General features: G+C 60.5%; 10 protein-coding genes and 1 pseudogene. 3 read left to right on the top strand and 8 right to left on the bottom strand.

The features are described from left to right. Positions 1–19: 19 nt before the first annotated feature. Positions 20–844: a tRNA pseudouridine(38-40) synthase TruA gene (truA, locus tag K5K95_RS18925; protein WP_208672265.1), complete on the bottom strand. Its 825-nt coding sequence runs from the start codon at positions 842–844 to the stop codon at positions 20–22. Between the two features lie 187 nt (positions 845–1,031). Between truA and K5K95_RS18920 the strand changes: the two are divergent. After that, a pseudogene (locus K5K95_RS18920) lies at positions 1,032–1,690 on the top strand (M24 family metallopeptidase). Between the two features lie 72 nt (positions 1,691–1,762). Here the strand turns inward: K5K95_RS18920 and K5K95_RS18915 are convergent. The 7 genes from K5K95_RS18915 to leuC form a co-directional block, all read right to left on the bottom strand. Continuing rightward, on the bottom strand, positions 1,763–4,432 hold the full coding sequence (locus K5K95_RS18915; RefSeq protein ID WP_222585555.1) for a FimV/HubP family polar landmark protein: 2,670 nt from the start codon (positions 4,430–4,432) through the stop codon (positions 1,763–1,765). Between the two features lie 208 nt (positions 4,433–4,640). Continuing rightward, on the bottom strand, positions 4,641–5,651 hold the full coding sequence (locus tag K5K95_RS18910; RefSeq protein ID WP_222585554.1) for an aspartate-semialdehyde dehydrogenase: 1,011 nt from the start codon (positions 5,649–5,651) through the stop codon (positions 4,641–4,643). A gap of 249 nt (positions 5,652–5,900) precedes the next feature. Continuing rightward, positions 5,901–7,013, bottom strand: a complete 1,113-nt coding sequence (asd, locus tag K5K95_RS18905; RefSeq protein WP_045057948.1) for an aspartate-semialdehyde dehydrogenase — start codon at positions 7,011–7,013, stop codon at positions 5,901–5,903. 69 nt (positions 7,014–7,082) lie between these two features. Beyond that, positions 7,083–8,165, bottom strand: coding sequence for a 3-isopropylmalate dehydrogenase (gene leuB / locus K5K95_RS18900; RefSeq protein ID WP_222585553.1), 1,083 nt, complete (start codon positions 8,163–8,165; stop codon positions 7,083–7,085). 66 nt (positions 8,166–8,231) lie between these two features. Next, the gene (locus K5K95_RS18895; RefSeq protein ID WP_222585552.1) at positions 8,232–8,999 is read right to left on the bottom strand and encodes a class I SAM-dependent methyltransferase; all 768 of its coding nucleotides are present in this window, start codon (positions 8,997–8,999) and stop codon (positions 8,232–8,234) included. 149 nt (positions 9,000–9,148) lie between these two features. Further along, entirely contained in the window at positions 9,149–9,793 is a 645-nt protein-coding gene (gene leuD, locus K5K95_RS18890) for a 3-isopropylmalate dehydratase small subunit (RefSeq protein ID WP_222585551.1), read from the bottom strand. 11 nt (positions 9,794–9,804) lie between these two features. Next, positions 9,805–11,223: a 3-isopropylmalate dehydratase large subunit gene (gene leuC / locus K5K95_RS18885; RefSeq protein WP_222585550.1), complete on the bottom strand. Its 1,419-nt coding sequence runs from the start codon at positions 11,221–11,223 to the stop codon at positions 9,805–9,807. Positions 11,224–11,371: 148 nt separating this feature from the next. Here leuC and K5K95_RS18880 point away from each other — a divergent pair, with 148 nt between their 5' ends. Next, positions 11,372–12,262, top strand: a complete 891-nt coding sequence (locus tag K5K95_RS18880) for a LysR family transcriptional regulator (protein WP_222585549.1) — start codon at positions 11,372–11,374, stop codon at positions 12,260–12,262. 69 nt (positions 12,263–12,331) lie between these two features. Continuing rightward, the gene (locus K5K95_RS18875) at positions 12,332–15,610 is read left to right on the top strand and encodes a PAS domain S-box protein (RefSeq protein WP_222585548.1); all 3,279 of its coding nucleotides are present in this window, start codon (positions 12,332–12,334) and stop codon (positions 15,608–15,610) included. Positions 15,611–15,621: the final 11 nt, after the last annotated feature.

The following is a 15,621-nucleotide window of genomic DNA, read 5'->3' as shown; positions in this document are numbered from 1 at the left end:
ACAAATGCATTCGAGGGCGTCAGCCGTCAAGTTCCGTGAAACCGGTCAGGAAGTGTGGGCCGATGTAACGCTCGGGCAGTTCGAACTCGTCGCGATACTCGACTTGCACCAGATACAGACCGTACGGATGCGCCGTCACCCCGCCAGAACGGCGAATCCGGCTCTCCAGCACTTCCTTCATCCACTCAACCGGGCGCTCGCCGGCACCGATGGTCATCAGCACGCCAGCAATGTTGCGCACCATGTGGTGCAAAAAGGCGCTGGCGCGGATATCCAGGACGATCATCTTGCCGTGACGCGTGACGCGCAGGTGATGCAATTCCTTGATCGGCGACTTTGCCTGGCACTGGCCGGCGCGGAAGGCGCTGAAATCATGAGTGCCGACCAGATACTGCGCCGCTTCGGCCATGCGCTCGACGTCCAGCGGACGGTGATTCCAGGTGATTTCTTCATTCAGGTGCGCAGGGCGGATCTGATCGTTGTAGATCACATAGCGATAGCGCCGGGCGATGGCCTTGAAGCGCGCATGAAAATGCGCCGGCATGACCTTGGCCCAACTGACGCTGACATCGTGGGGCAAGTTGATATTGGCACCCATGACCCAGGCTTTCATTGAACGCTCGACCTGGGTGTCGAAATGCACCACTTGGCCACAGGCATGCACGCCGGCATCTGTACGCCCGGCGCAGAGCAGCGACACCGGCGAATCGGCGACTTTGGACAAGGCTTTTTCGAGGGTTTCCTGCACCGTGAGCACGCCGGAGGCCTGACGTTGCCAGCCGCGGTAACGCGAGCCTTTGTATTCGACGCCCAATGCGATCCGGAAAAAGCCCTCGGCTGCCATTTCGGCGGCCGGGTTATCTAAATTTGCCAAGGAGTAACAGCCTGCTGATATGCGCAAAGGCGGGCATTATAAGGCCGTCGCACCGGGACGCCAGAGGCGTGTGGATTTTGTGTCATTGCATCGCCCGGGCCGACTTCGCTATATAGATGACTACACAACGAAAAACAGACACCACCGAGACCTGATGATGACCGCCACCCTCAAAGAAGCCGTCGGACTGGCCTACAGCCTGGACGGCATGCTCCATGCGAAACGCAAAACCTGGGAAGCCATCGACGAAATGGCCCGCCGCGTAAACCCGGCATGCGCGAATCCGAAGCCCTGGCGATGAGCCTCGAGGTCCTGAACGAACTGGGGATGGACCGTATCTGGCACCCCTCCAAGATCCGCTTCGGCGAGAACACCCTGAAAACCTTCAAGCAACCCTCCGATGGCGATCCGGTACTGGCTGACAACGATATTTTCTTCATCGACCTCGGCGTGGTCTGGGATCGTCATGAGGGCGACTCGGGCGCGACGTTTGTCGTCGGCGATGATCCTGAAATGACGGCCTGCGCGGCGGCAGCAAAGACGCTGTTTGATCAGGTCCACGATTACTGGCGAACCCATCAGGTCGCCGGCCCTGAGCTGTACCGCTATGCCGACGAACAGGCGACGGCAATGGGCTGGAGGTTGAACCTGGAGATCAAGGGGCACCGGGTCAGCGACTTCCCCCATGCGATTTATCGGGCCGGTGACCTGGGGAGTTTCGAGGCATGCCCGAATGTCGGGTTATGGATTCTGGAAATCCAGATCGCCCACCCTACCCGGCCGTTTGGTGCGTTTTATGAGGATCTGCTGGCCTAATCCGAAGAGCATCGCACAAACAAAAACGGCAGCCTCAATGGGCTGCCGTTTTGTTTATTGCCGACCGATCATTCAAGCCAGACGCGAAAGCATTTCCTTGGCTTCGCTCTTCTGACCGGCATCACCTTCGGTCACCACTTCATTGAGGATGTCCCGGGCGCCGTCGTTGTCGCCCATATCGATATAGGCCTGGGCCAGATCGAGCTTGGTGGCCACTTCATCGGTGCCGGAGAGGAAGTCGAAGTCCGGCTCATCAGCCATCGACGCCGCCGCGTCTTCGGCGGTGAAAGTCGGCTCGCTGATGCTCTGGGACAAACGATCCAGCTCAGCGTTGACGTCATTCAGTTCGGCAGCGAAGGCATCTGGCTCAGCCGGGGTGGCATCCATTTCATCGGACAACGACAGATCGAAATCGGCCGGCAACTCCAGATCGTCCTGTGGAACCTCAGATTTAGCAGGAGCAACAGGCTCGACCGGCAGGTCCTTCACGCCCTCGTCCAGATCCAGCAGGAAGTCGTCTTCGGCGAGGATCGCCGGCGAAGGATCGCCGCCCAAATCCATGTCGAGGTCGAAGTCCGACAGGTCGTCGAGGTTTTCCTTGATTTCAGTCTGCTGCTGCAACACCGATTCAAAGCTCAGGTCGTCGTCCAGCGGGAATTCGTCCAGTTCGGCCGCAGGTTCCGGCTCTGGCGCAACCACCGCCGGAGAAGCGGCTTCCAGATCATCCAGGCTCAAGTCGAAAGCGCTGTCGAAGTCATCATCCGCCGCTGCCGGTGCTTGCGGCTCGTCCAGCAGCAGGTCCTTGACGTATTGCGCGTCGAGTTCGGCGGCGAGGGCCGCAGCAGCCAGCCCACCGGCAACCGCGATGGCCATTGCCGGGAAGCGGGTTTTAAGCTTTTCGACCTGGGCGAAGTTGTCGCCGTTGGCCACCAATTGGCGCTCCTGGGCAACGAACGCATCACGATCGCCCTGCTGACCGTAGACTTCCATCAGCTTGAGGCGCAGGTCGCTGCGCTGTGGCTCCTGCTTGATGCCGTCTTCAAGCATGGCGGCAGCCTGATTCAGACGACCGGCATTGATATGCGACTGAGCCTTGCTCAGCACGTCGTCATCACGCTCGGCCGCCGGCGAAATCAGTGGCGCAGCAATGGGCTGCGTGACTACAACCGGCTCAATGACTGGCGCCGGAGCCGGAGCCGGAGCGGGAGTTGGCACAGGTGCAGGCGCAAATGCAGGTGCGAATGCCGGCGCGGTCGCGAGTTTCACGTTCGGCGGTGGCACTTCCAGACCTTCGAAGCTGCTTTCGGGCAACTCCTGCTCGGTGGAGAACTCCTTCTCGTCCTCCAGGGCACGGGCCATGCGCAGGTGCTTCTCGGCCTCTTGCTGTGCTTTACGTCGACGCGCCAGCAACAACAGCAAGAGCAGCAGAACCACTGCACCGCCACCGACCAGACCCAGCAGAATCGGATTGGTCAGCAGTTCGTTGAATTTTTGATCGTCAGAGGTCGCGGGCGTCGACTCGATAGGCTTCTCGACGGGTGCCGGAGCGACTTCAGCGACGGGTGTTTCAGGCTTGGGCGCTGCAGGCACCACGCCCGCTGGTGTTGCCGCAGGGCTTGGCGCCAGCTCGGCGGTAATCGCCGGCGTGTTAGCGGGAGCCGCAGCAGCAGCAGCGGGTGCACCGGCTGCGCCTTCGGCCTGCAGTTTGGCCAATTGATTGTTTTTCAGCTCGATCAGCCGTTGCAGCTTATCCAACTGGCTTTGCAGATCGGTCATGCGGCTCTTCAGTTCGGCGTTGTCACGACGAGTCGTGTCGAGGCTTTCCTGGGTGACCGCCAATTTATTGCTCAGCGCCTTGGCATCGCCTCCTTTGCCACGACCTTTAGCGGTCTCGGCCGACACCAGGCTCAGTTTGTCCTTGGCCGCTTGTGAAGAGCCTGCATCAGCCTGCCCGCGTTTGGTCGCATCGAGCTGCTGTTGCCCGGTCCCGGGCTTGGCCACATAACGCCGCCCCTGACGCCATGCAGTGTTCTGCGCAGCGACTTCGGCGATGGCTTTAGGCTGTGGCAGGTTTGTGCTTTGGGTCTGATCCGGCATGCGCAGCACCTGGCCGGTTTTCAACCGGTTGATGTTGCCGTCGATAAAGGCATCCGGGTTCAACGCCTGGATGGCCAGCATGGTTTGCTGGACCGATCCGCCATTACGCGCCTTCGCGGCAATCTCCCACAGGGTATCGCGCGGCGTGGTGGTGTATTGGGCAGGCTTGCCAGCACCGGTGACAGGTGACGTCACTGCTGGAGTCGGTGCAGGCTGCGCAGCCGCTTCAGCGGTCTGCGGCGAGAATTTGGATGGATCGAGCAGCACGCTGTAATCACGCATCAGTCGACCGCTTGGCCACATGACCTGAACCAGGAATTTCACCATCGGTTCGGACAGCGGTTTGCTGGAGGTCACGCGCAGAACACTTTTACCGCTGGGGTTGAGCACCGGGGTAAAGGTCAGATCGTTGAGGAATGCCCGGCGGTCGACGCCAGCCTTGGCGAAATCTTCGGGCGAGGCCAAGCTCGGCACCACTTCGGCAGCGGTGAGGTCCTTGACGTCGAGCAGCTCGATTTCCGCCACCAAAGGTTGGTTCAGCGTCGACTTCAGGGTCAATTCCCCGAGCCCGAGTGCCTGCGCCATACCGGAGGACAGCGCCGAGGCGGCCGCTATTGCTAACACCAGTTTGCGAACTTGAACCATAGCCTCATCCTTTGTTTGAACATTCCTCGGCCAGCGAGAAGGTATTGATAGTCGCTGCCGTAAGGCATTGCGCGCAGCGCCGAAGTGTCGTCGCGCGCGATCATTTCTTTACATGCCCGGAAAGTCCCGGAGGGTGACTCGCCATCAGCAATCCACCCAAGCATAACGCTCGACCGGACTCATTCGAAAAATTGTTGCCAAGTATCTTTTACAGCAGGTCTTTTATCAACAATTCAGCCACCTGCACAGCATTGAGCGCGGCGCCTTTGCGTACGTTATCTGACGTCAGCCACAGATTTAGTTCCGACAGGTCGTCGACACCATGGCGAACCCGACCGACGTACACCACGTCCTGCCCTACCGCGTCGCCGACTGGCGTCGGGTAATCGCCGGCTTCCACCAGCTCGATACCGGGTGCATCTTCCAGCGCCGCGTTGACTTTCGCCAGGTCCACAGCGCTCGCAGACTGCAAGGTCACGCTAAAGCTATCGCCAAAAAACACCGGGGCTTGAATGCAAGTGACGGAAATCTTTAATAAAGGCAGCGCCATGACCTGACGCAGCTCACGAACAAGGCGTTTTTCCAGCAGGGTGTGTCCTTGATCGTCAGGTTTGCCGACCTGAGCCAACAGGTTGAACGCCATCTGCCGATCGAAGAACGTCGGCTCCAGCGGACGCACGTTCAGCAGCTCGGCGGTCTGCCGGGCCAGCTCGGTCACGGCTTCGCGGCCTTGCGCGGAGACTGCCAGGCACGCGGTTACGTGGATGCGTTGCAGGTCGAGCAGACCGAGCAGCGGCGCGAGCACCACCGCCAGGGTGGTGGCCGACGGGCTTGGGCTGCTGACCTGGAACGGTTTTTTCAGGCTGGCCAGGATGTCGGCGTTGGCTTCCGGCACCACTTGCGGCGCCTGATCGGCCGGCAAGGCGCCGGACAGGTCGATCACCGAGCAACCGGCGGCGACAGCGCGGGAAGCGAAACTCAGGGTCACCGCCGGACCTGCAGCGAAAAACACCAACTGGACTTTGCTGAAATCAAATTCGTCGACTTCGCGCACCCGCACGTTCTTGCCGCGAAACGGCACCGAATGGCCGGCGGACTCGCTGCTGGCCAGCAAGTGCAGGTTGTCCACCGGAAAATCGCGCTCTTCGAGAATCTGCACGAGCGTTTCGCCGACAGTTCCGGTGGCGCCGATCACGGCAATATCAAAGGACTGGCTCATGGTTCTACCTCTGGCGAAACGGGGGGAGCGGCACTTTACCGGGTGGTTGGCGTACAGGCAATTCACCCCCCACCCCGATCGTTCCCACGCTCTGCGTGGGAACGCCGCCAAGGACGCTCCGCGTTCTGCTTGCGCAAGTGACGCGAAGCGTCACGGGATGCATTCCCACGCGGAGCGTGGGAAAGATCGACAGGGATAAAAAAACCCGCGCCTTCTTCAAGGCGCGGGTTCTTTCATTGCTTCAATCAATCAACGCTCAAGCAGGATCCGCAGCATGCGACGCAGCGGTTCGGCCGCGCCCCACAGCAGCTGGTCGCCGACGGTGAACGCGCCGACGAACTGCGAACCCATGTTCAGTTTGCGCAGGCGGCCAACCGGGACGTTCAGGGTGCCGGTGACTTTCGTCGGGCTCAGTTCCTGAATGCTGGCTTCACGGTTGTTCGGCACCAGCTTGACCCAAGGGTTGTGCTGGCTGATCAGCCCTTCGATGTCGGCGATCGGCACGTCTTTGTTCAGCTTGATGGTCAGCGCCTGGCTGTGGCAACGCATGGCGCCGATGCGCACGCAGATACCGTCGACCGGGATCGGGCTCTTGAAGCGGCCGAGAATCTTGTTGGTCTCGGCCTGGGCCTTCCACTCTTCGCGGCTCTGACCGTTCGGCAGTTCCTTGTCGATCCACGGGATCAGGCTGCCGGCCAGCGGAACGCCGAAGTTTTCGGTCGGGTACGCGTCGCTGCGCATGGCTTCGGCCACACGACGGTCGATGTCGAGGATCGCGCTGGCCGGGTCGGCCAGTTGATCGGCAACAGCGGCGTGGGTCGCGCCCATTTGCTTGATCAGTTCACGCATGTTCTGCGCGCCGGCACCGGAGGCCGCCTGATAGGTCATGGCGCTCATCCACTCGACCAGACCGGCTTCGAACAGACCGCCCAGGCCCATCAGCATCAGGCTGACGGTGCAGTTGCCGCCGATGTAGTTCTTGGTGCCCGCGTCGAGCTGCTGGTCGATGACCTTGCGGTTCACCGGGTCCAGCACGATTACCGCGTCATCCTGCATGCGCAGGCTGGAAGCGGCGTCGATCCAGTAACCCTGCCAGCCGGCTTCGCGCAGCTTGGGGAAGACTTCGCTGGTGTAGTCGCCACCCTGGCAGGTCAAAATCACGTCGAGGGTTTTCAGCTCTTCAATGCTGTAAGCGTCCTTGAGCGGAGCAATGTCCTTGCCCACGGACGGGCCTTGGCCACCGACATTCGAAGTGGTGAAAAACACCGGCTCGATGAGATCGAAATCCTGCTCTTCCAGCATCCGCTGCATGAGCACGGAACCGACCATACCGCGCCAACCGATCAGACCTACACGTTTCATCGCAACTACACCTTCTTTAAAAAGTGGGCCGCTGCTTTCGAAGTTGAAAGTGGCAGCGGGCCCGAGAGATTACAGATTCCGCAGCGCGGCGACTACTGCGTCACCCATTTCCTGCGTACCGACTTTAGTGCAACCGGCCGACCAGATGTCACCTGTGCGCAGGCCCTGGTCTAATACCAGACTAACGGCCTTCTCGATCGCATCTGCCGCATCCTGCAGATTGAAGCTGTAACGCAACATCATGGAGACCGACAAAATGGTCGCCAACGGGTTGGCAATGCCTTTGCCTGCGATGTCCGGCGCCGAACCGTGGCACGGCTCGTACATGCCTTTGTTGTTGGTATCCAGGGATGCCGACGGCAGCATGCCGATGGAACCGGTGAGCATCGACGCCTGGTCGGACAGGATGTCGCCGAACATGTTGTCGGTGACGATCACGTCGAACTGCTTGGGTACGCGCACCAGTTGCATGGCGGCGTTGTCGACGTACATGTGGCTCAGTTCGACCTCAGGGTAATCCTTGGCCACTTCTTCAACGATTTCACGCCACAGCTGGCTGGACGCCAATACGTTGGCCTTGTCCACCGAGCAGAGCTTCTTGCCACGCACCATCGCCATGTCGAAACCGACGCGGGCAATACGGCGGATTTCGCTTTCGCTGTATGGCAGCGTGTCGTAGGACTGGCGCTCGCCGTTTTCCAGGGTGCGGGTGCCGCGTGGCGTGCCAAAGTAGATGCCGCCGGTCAGCTCACGGACGATCAGGATGTCCAGGCCGGCAACGATTTCCGGCTTCAGGCTCGATGCTTCAGCCAGTTGCGGGTAGAGGATCGCCGGACGCAGGTTGCCGAACAGGCCCAATTGCGCACGAATTTTCAGCAGGCCGCGCTCAGGGCGGATGTCACGTTCGATGGCGTCCCATTTCGGACCGCCAACAGCGCCCAGCAGAACCGCATCGGCCGCGCGGGCACGGTCCAGGGTTTCGTCGGCCAGTGGCACGCCGTGCTTGTCGATGGCCGCGCCGCCGATCACGTCATGGCTGAGTTCGAAGCCCAGGCTGTACTTGTCGTTGGCAAGTGTAAGTACCTTGACCGCTTCGGCCATGATTTCCGGACCAATACCGTCACCCGGGAGAATCAGAATCTGCTTGCTCATGCTTTCCTCATGTCATCAGTCGGCGCGCCCGCGGGCACGCCGTGGAAAAAGTCTATTGTCAGGCGCTTATCGTTCAGCCATCAGCACCAATACATCGGTACTGAATGAACCATCGGCCTCAATCTCAAAATATTCGCGCACTTCACTGCCCATCGACTGCTGCAATTCGCGGATTGCCGCGCGCATCACCTCTGGCGTGCGCATGCGCTCGACCCACGACGTGTATTCCAGACGCAGCCGCTGGCGCGTGGTGCTGCGGGTATGCAACCCCGCTTCGCTCACCTGGCGCAACCACTCACCGGCGGAATAATCGCGCACATGGCTGGTGTCGCGCAGCACTTCGACGCTTTGCAGGTAAGTGTCGAACAACGGGCTGCCCGGAGACAACACATCGATGAACACCGCCACGCCACCCGGTTTCAGCACCCGACGGACTTCCCGCAGGGCCAGGCCGAGATCGCTCCAATGGTGCGCCGAATAACGGCTGAACACGAAATCGAACTCGCCATCGGCGAACGGCAGGCGCTCGGCGGCACCGTTGACGGTGATTACGTTGCTCAAACCACGATCCTGAGCGGCGGCACTCACCACGTCGAGCATTTGCCGGGACAGGTCGTAAGCCACGACTTCCTTGACCAGCGATGCCACGTGAAAACTCACGTGACCGGCGCCGCACCCCAAGTCCAGCACCCGCGCATCGCCCTGCCCGGCCAGCTCGGCCTGTAGCAGCGCGAATTCAGTGCCTTGAGCGTGAACGGCGCTGCTCAAATAGGCCGAAGCCTGTTCACCGAATTGCTTTTGGACTACCTGGCTGTGCTGGGCGGTGCTGGTCATGGGGACTTCCTTTTGGGGTTTATTAGCCTTGTGTTGCCGGGACTGCCGCCTTCGCGAGCAAGCCCGCTCCCACAGGGGAATGCATTTCAAATGTGGGAGCGGGCTTGCTCGCGAAGAGGCCGGCCCTGTCTACATAAATTTCAGCTCAATCAAGCGTCGCGAAACAACCACGGCTGGCTCGCACGATGCTTGGCTTCAAACGTCGCAATCGCCTCGTGATCCTGCAAAGTCAGGCCGATATCGTCCAGACCATTCAACAGGCAGTGCTTGCGGAACGCATCAATCTCAAAGCGCAGCACCTTGCCATCCGGGCGGGTCACGGTCTGGGCTTGCAGATCAACCTGCAACTGATAACCCGGGGTCGCTTCCACCTGCTGGAACAGCTCATCGACTTCAGCGTCGCTCAGGATGATCGGCAGCAAGCCGTTCTTGAAGCTGTTGTTGAAGAAGATGTCGGCGTAGCTCGGCGCGATGATGCTGCGAAAACCGTATTCTTCGAGGGCCCAAGGCGCGTGCTCGCGGCTGGAACCGCAACCGAAGTTCTCACGGGCCAGCAACACGCTGGCACCTTGATAACGTTCGGCGTTGAGGACGAAGTCCTTGTTCAATGGGCGCTTGGAGTTGTCCTGATACGGTTGCCCGACATCCAGGTAGCGCCACTCATCGAACAGGTTCGGGCCGAAACCCGTGCGCTTGATCGACTTCAAGAACTGCTTCGGAATGATCTGGTCGGTGTCGACGTTGGCACGATCCAAAGGCGCGACAAGACCAGTGTGCTGGGTAAAAGCTTTCATGCTGCGCTCCTTTAGATCAATTCACGGACGTCGACGAAACGACCGTTTACCGCGGCGGCGGCGGCCATGGCCGGGCTCACGAGGTGGGTACGGCCACCGGCGCCCTGACGGCCTTCGAAGTTGCGGTTGGAGGTCGATGCGCAATGCTCGCCCGACTCCAAACGGTCCGGGTTCATCGCCAGGCACATCGAGCAGCCCGGCTCACGCCATTCGAAACCGGCTTCGAGGAAAATCTTGTCCAGGCCTTCCGATTCGGCCTGAGCTTTCACCAGGCCCGAGCCCGGTACCACGATGGCTTGCTTGATGGTCGACGCCACTTTACGGCCCTTGGCAATCACCGCCGCAGCACGCAAATCTTCGATCCGCGAGTTGGTGCAGGAACCGATGAACACGCGGTCCAACTGAATGTCGGTGATCGCCTGATTGGCGGTCAAACCCATGTATTTCAAAGCGCGTTCGATGGAGCCGCGTTTGACCAAGTCCATTTCCTTGGCCGGGTCCGGCACGTTCTGGTCCACAGCCAAGACCATTTCAGGCGAGGTGCCCCAGCTGACTTGCGGCTTGATCTGGGTCGCGTCGAGCTCGACAACGGTGTCAAACACCGCATCTGCGTCAGACACCAGGTCTTTCCAGGCTTCGACGGCCAAATCCCATTCCGCGCCTTTCGGAGCGAATGGACGGCCCTTGACGTAGGCCACGGTTTTTTCGTCAGCGGCCACCAGACCTACGCGAGCGCCGGCCTCGATGGACATGTTGCAGATGGTCATGCGGCCTTCGACCGACAGATCGCGGATCGCACTACCGGCGAATTCGATGGCATGGCCGTTACCGCCGGCGGTGCCGATCTTGCCGATGACGGCAAGAACGATGTCTTTGGCGGTCACGCCGAACGGCAGTTTTCCTTCGACCGACACCAACATATTCTTCATTTTTTTGGCGACCAGGCACTGAGTGGCGAGCACGTGCTCGACCTCGGACGTGCCGATACCGTGAGCCAAGGCACCGAACGCACCATGAGTCGAGGTGTGGGAGTCGCCGCAGACCACGGTCATGCCCGGCAAGGTGGCGCCCTGCTCCGGACCGATGACGTGGACGATGCCTTGACGCACATCATTCATCTTGAATTCGACGATGCCGTATTCATCGCAGTTGTCGTCGAGGGTCTGAACCTGCAAACGCGAGACCTCGTCGGCAATGGCTTCGATACCGCCCTTGCGCTCCGGGGTGGTCGGTACGTTGTGGTCCGGGGTCGCGATGTTGGCATCGATGCGCCAAGGCTTGCGCCCGGCCAGACGCAGACCTTCAAAGGCTTGCGGCGACGTCACTTCGTGGATGATGTGACGATCGATGTAGATCAGCGCAGAGCCATCGTCGCGCTGCTTGACCAAATGCGAATCCCAGAGCTTGTCGTAGAGCGTTTTGCCGGCCATCAGACGGTTTCCTCATCAGCTTGTTTCTATGCCCCGGGTCTTGAACATTTCAATAACCCCTTGGCTTGTGAGGTCGATCCTAGGGGGTTACATTAAATAACTCAAATTCATATTTTTCATGCTTTGGATAACCAACTGGAATACAGCAATGGACCTCGCCAACCTCAATGCCTTTATCGCGATTGCCGAGACCGGGAGCTTCTCAGGCGCCGGCGAACGCCTGCACCTGACGCAACCGGCGATCAGCAAACGGATTGCCGGGCTGGAGCAGCAATTGAAGGTACGGCTGTTCGACCGGCTGGGCCGTGAAGTCAGCCTGACCGAGGCCGGACGCGCCCTGCTGCCGCGGGCTTACCAGATTCTCAATGTGCTTGATGACACTCGCCGCGCGCTGACGAACCTGACGGGCGAAGTCACCGGCCGCCTGACACTGGCCACCAGTCACCACATCGGCCTGCACCGTTTGCCGCCCTTATTAAGGGAGTTCACCCGCCGCTACCCGCAGGTGGCGCTGGATATTCAGTTCCTCGATTCGGAAGTGGCCTACGAAGAAATCCTCCATGGGCGCGCGGAACTGGCGGTCATCACCCTGGCGCCCGAGCCTCATTCCCTGGTCAAAGCCACGCCGGTTTGGGACGACCCGCTGGATTTCGTGGCAGCCCCGGAGCATTCGCTGATCAGCAATGGCGCCGTCAGCCTGGCGGATATCGCCCGGCACCCGGCGGTTTTTCCCGGTGGAAACACCTTTACTCATCACATCGTCCAGCGCCTGTTCGAGGCCCAGGGATTGACACCGAACATCGCCATGAGCACGAATTACCTCGAAACCATCAAAATGATGGTCTCGATCGGCTTGGCGTGGAGCGTTTTGCCGCGCACCATGCTCGACGATCAGGTTGCGCGAATACCTTTACCGGGCATACAACTGACTCGCCAGCTAGGCTATATCCTGCACACCGAACGGACGCTATCGAATGCGGCACGGGCTTTCATGGCCCTGCTGGATGCACAAATCGATCTGCCAGGGACTCAAGGCTAACGTGTGTAACTGCCATACAGCCGCGAATTCCTGTGCCTAACGCCCAATTCAGCCCAAGGCTTGTTGCCAATGCCCAAATCTGTTGACCGTATTCCGCCGATGCCGCGTATCCAGGCGCTTGACCCAAAACGATCCGAGCAGAGCTGGGAAAGTGCGCCGCAACTGCTGGCCGCCCTTAATGGCGCACGCCTGGGTGCCTGGTATTGGGACATCGAGCGCGGGCAGATCAGCTGGTCACGAGGCACTCAGGCGTTGTTCGGCTTCGATCCGCGCCAACCGTTGCCGGCCGATCTGGAATACCTCGATTTGCTGCCGCCGGAGGATCGGGCGAAAACCATCCGCGCCTTCCATGCGGTGATCGCCGGCGCCCCGCTGGAGCAGGCGATGCATCACCGCATCCGCTGGCCCGATGGCAGCCTGCACTGGCTGGAAATCAATGGCAGTTTGCTGCCGGATAAACACGGACGGCCGCGAATGATCGGCGTGATCCGCGAAATCACCCACCAACGCCAACGCGAACAGGCACTGAGCAGCTCGGAAAAACGCTTCGCCACGCTGTTCCACCTGTGCCCGAACATGGTGCTGCTGACCCGCCAGGAAGACGGCCTGATTACCGAGGCCAACCAGTATTTCGAAAGCCTGTTCGGCTGGCCGGTGCAAGATGCCATTGGCCGCACCACCGTCGAGCTGGGCCTGTGGGTACACCCGGAGCAAAGGGCCGCGCTGGTCACGGCGACCAAGGCCAAGGGCGAACTGACCAGCATGGAGGTGCAGTTTCGCGCCAGCAATGGCCAGATCCACGACGGCATCCTCAGCGCACAAAAGGTCGAACTCGAAGGCCAGCCGTATCTGCTGAGCACCTTTCTCGATACCACCGAACGCAAAGCCGCCGAGCACGCCCTCAAGGACAGCCAGGAACGCCTCGACCTGGCCCTGGACTCGGCGCAACTCGGCACCTGGGACTGGCACATTCCCAGCGGCATGCTCTACGGCTCGGCTCGAGCCGCCCAGCTGCACGGGCTGGACCCCATACCTTTTCATGAATCCTTCGAGGCGTTTTTCGAAGGCGTGCCCGGCGAAGAACGCGACAGCATGCGTGACGCCTACCGCAGCCTGCGTGAAGGGCCGGCGGGCAATTATCAACTGACCTACCGCGTGCAACTGGATGATGGCAGCTCGCGCTATCTGGAAAGCCGCGCCCGGCTTTACCGTGATGAAAACGGCGCTCCGCTGCGCATGGCCGGCACCTTGCTGGACATCACCGATCAAGTGGAGCGCGAGCAACGGCTGGTGGCCTCCGAAGAGAAATTCGCCACGCTGTTCCAGGTCAGCCCGGACCCGATTTGCGTGACACGCCAGGACACCGGCCAGTTCATCGAGATCAACTCCAGCTTTACCCAGACCTTCGGCTGGAGCGCCGCGGAAGTGATCGGTCGCAGCGCCGACGAATTCGGCTTGTGGGACGCATCGGCAAAAAGCCTGCAACGGATCGAACAGGTCATCCGCGAACAGAGCCTGAACAACGTAGCCATCGTCGCTCAGCACAAGGACGGGCAATCCCTGACCTGCGTGATTTCCAGCCGGCAGATCAGCGTCGGCGACCAGCCATGCATCGTTACGACACTGCGCGACATCACCCAGCAGCAACGCTCCGAAGCGGCATTGAAGGCCAGCGAGGAGAAGTTTGCCAAGGCGTTCCATTCAAGCCCCGACGCCATCACCATCACCGAACGTGACACCGGGCGCTATCTGGAGGTCAACGACGGCTTCTGTCGCTTGACCGGGTATCGCGCCGATGAGGTGCTGGGCCGCACGGTGTATCAGGTCGGCATCTGGGCACAAGAGAAGCAACGCTCGGCGCTGCTGGCCGAGTTGCAGATCAAGGGCCGCGTGCACCACCAGGAAATGATCGGCCGCAACAAGCGCGGAGAACTGCTGACCGTCGAAGTCTCCGTGGAGCCCATCACCCTCAACGAAACCGCGTGCCTGTTGCTGACCGCCCGGGACGTCAGCCTGCTGAAAAATGCCGAAGCGCAAATCCGTCACCTGGCGTACCACGACCCGCTGACTAACCTGCCGAACCGCGCGCTGTTGATGGACCGCTTGAGCCAGCAAATCGCCCTGCTCAAACGGCATAACCTGCGTGGCGCGCTGCTCTTCCTTGATCTCGATCACTTCAAGCACATCAACGACTCACTCGGCCACCCGGTGGGCGATACGGTGCTGAAGATCATCACCGCGCGCCTGGAAGCCAGCGTACGCATGGAAGACACCGTGGCTCGCCTGGGCGGCGATGAGTTCGTGGTGCTGCTCAGCGGCCTGGAAGGCTCGCGCAACGAGGTCAGCGCACAGGTCCGGGACTTGGCGGATACCCTGCGCGAATTGCTGTCGGAGCCGATGTTCCTCGACGGCCAACGCCTGCAGGTGACACCGAGCATTGGCATCGCGCTGATTCCCGACCATGGCTCGACACCGACCGACCTGCTTAAACGCGCCGACATCGCGCTTTACCGCGCCAAGGACTCGGGCCGCAATACCACACAGATGTATCACAACACCATGCAGAAGGCCGCCAGCGAACGCCTGCGCATGGAAACCGACCTGCGCCAGGCCCTTTCCCGCGGCGAGTTTGACGTGCATTACCAACCCCAGGTCGACGCCCGGGGCAACCGCATTGTCGGTGCCGAAGCACTGGTGCGCTGGAACCACCCGGAACTCGGGCCGCAATCGCCCGCCGAGTTCATCAAGGTGCTGGAAGACAGCGGACTGATTCTGGAAGTCGGCACCTGGATCCTTGAAGAGGCCTGTGCCGCGTTCAAGCACCTGGTTGCCAAAGGCCTGGTCAACCCGCTCAGCTTCAGCCTGTGCGTCAACATCAGCCCGAGGCAGTTCCGCCAGAACGATTTTGTCGAGCGCATCGAGCACAGCCTCGGCAGCCACGGCCTGCCCTGCTCGCTGCTGAAACTGGAAATCACCGAAGGCATCGTCATCCAGAACCTGGAAGACACCATCAACAAAATGCGCCGCCTGAAAAAACTCGGCGTGAGCTTTGCGATGGACGACTTCGGCACCGGTTACTCCTCGTTGACCTACCTCAAGCGGCTGCCGGTCGACACACTGAAAATCGATCAGTCGTTCATCCGTGACGCCACCACCGACCCCAACGACGCCGAAATCATCCGCGCCATTGTCGCGATGGCGCGCAGCCTGGAATTGAAGGTGATCGCCGAAGGCGTGGAAACAGCGGAGCAGCTGGAGTTTCTACAAGGGTTGGGCTGCCATTTTTACCAAGGGTATTTGCACAGCCGGCCGTTGCCGGTGGAGGAGTTTCAGAAGTTGTTGAAATGAAGACACAAAAA

The sequence above is a fragment of the Pseudomonas sp. DR48 genome (genome assembly GCF_019823085.1).
Classification (GTDB): Bacteria; Pseudomonadota; Gammaproteobacteria; order Pseudomonadales; family Pseudomonadaceae; genus Aquipseudomonas.
This window is presented reverse-complemented; position numbering and strand designations above follow the sequence as displayed.

What these genes read in the sequence shown, in the direction of transcription:
- truA (WP_208672265.1), bottom strand. Translation starts at nt 844, where the DNA reads ATGGCAGCCGAGGGCTTTTTCCGGATCGCATTGGGCGTCGAATACAAA.
- K5K95_RS18915 (WP_222585555.1), bottom strand. Translation starts at nt 4,432, where the DNA reads ATGGTTCAAGTTCGCAAACTGGTGTTAGCAATAGCGGCCGCCTCGGCG.
- K5K95_RS18910 (WP_222585554.1), bottom strand. Translation starts at nt 5,651, where the DNA reads ATGAGCCAGTCCTTTGATATTGCCGTGATCGGCGCCACCGGAACTGTC.
- asd (WP_045057948.1), bottom strand. Translation starts at nt 7,013, where the DNA reads ATGAAACGTGTAGGTCTGATCGGTTGGCGCGGTATGGTCGGTTCCGTG.
- leuB (WP_222585553.1), bottom strand. Translation starts at nt 8,165, where the DNA reads ATGAGCAAGCAGATTCTGATTCTCCCGGGTGACGGTATTGGTCCGGAA.
- K5K95_RS18895 (WP_222585552.1), bottom strand. Translation starts at nt 8,999, where the DNA reads ATGACCAGCACCGCCCAGCACAGCCAGGTAGTCCAAAAGCAATTCGGT.
- leuD (WP_222585551.1), bottom strand. Translation starts at nt 9,793, where the DNA reads ATGAAAGCTTTTACCCAGCACACTGGTCTTGTCGCGCCTTTGGATCGT.
- leuC (WP_222585550.1), bottom strand. Translation starts at nt 11,223, where the DNA reads ATGGCCGGCAAAACGCTCTACGACAAGCTCTGGGATTCGCATTTGGTC.
- K5K95_RS18880 (WP_222585549.1), top strand. Translation starts at nt 11,372, where the DNA reads ATGGACCTCGCCAACCTCAATGCCTTTATCGCGATTGCCGAGACCGGG.
- K5K95_RS18875 (WP_222585548.1), top strand. Translation starts at nt 12,332, where the DNA reads ATGCCCAAATCTGTTGACCGTATTCCGCCGATGCCGCGTATCCAGGCG.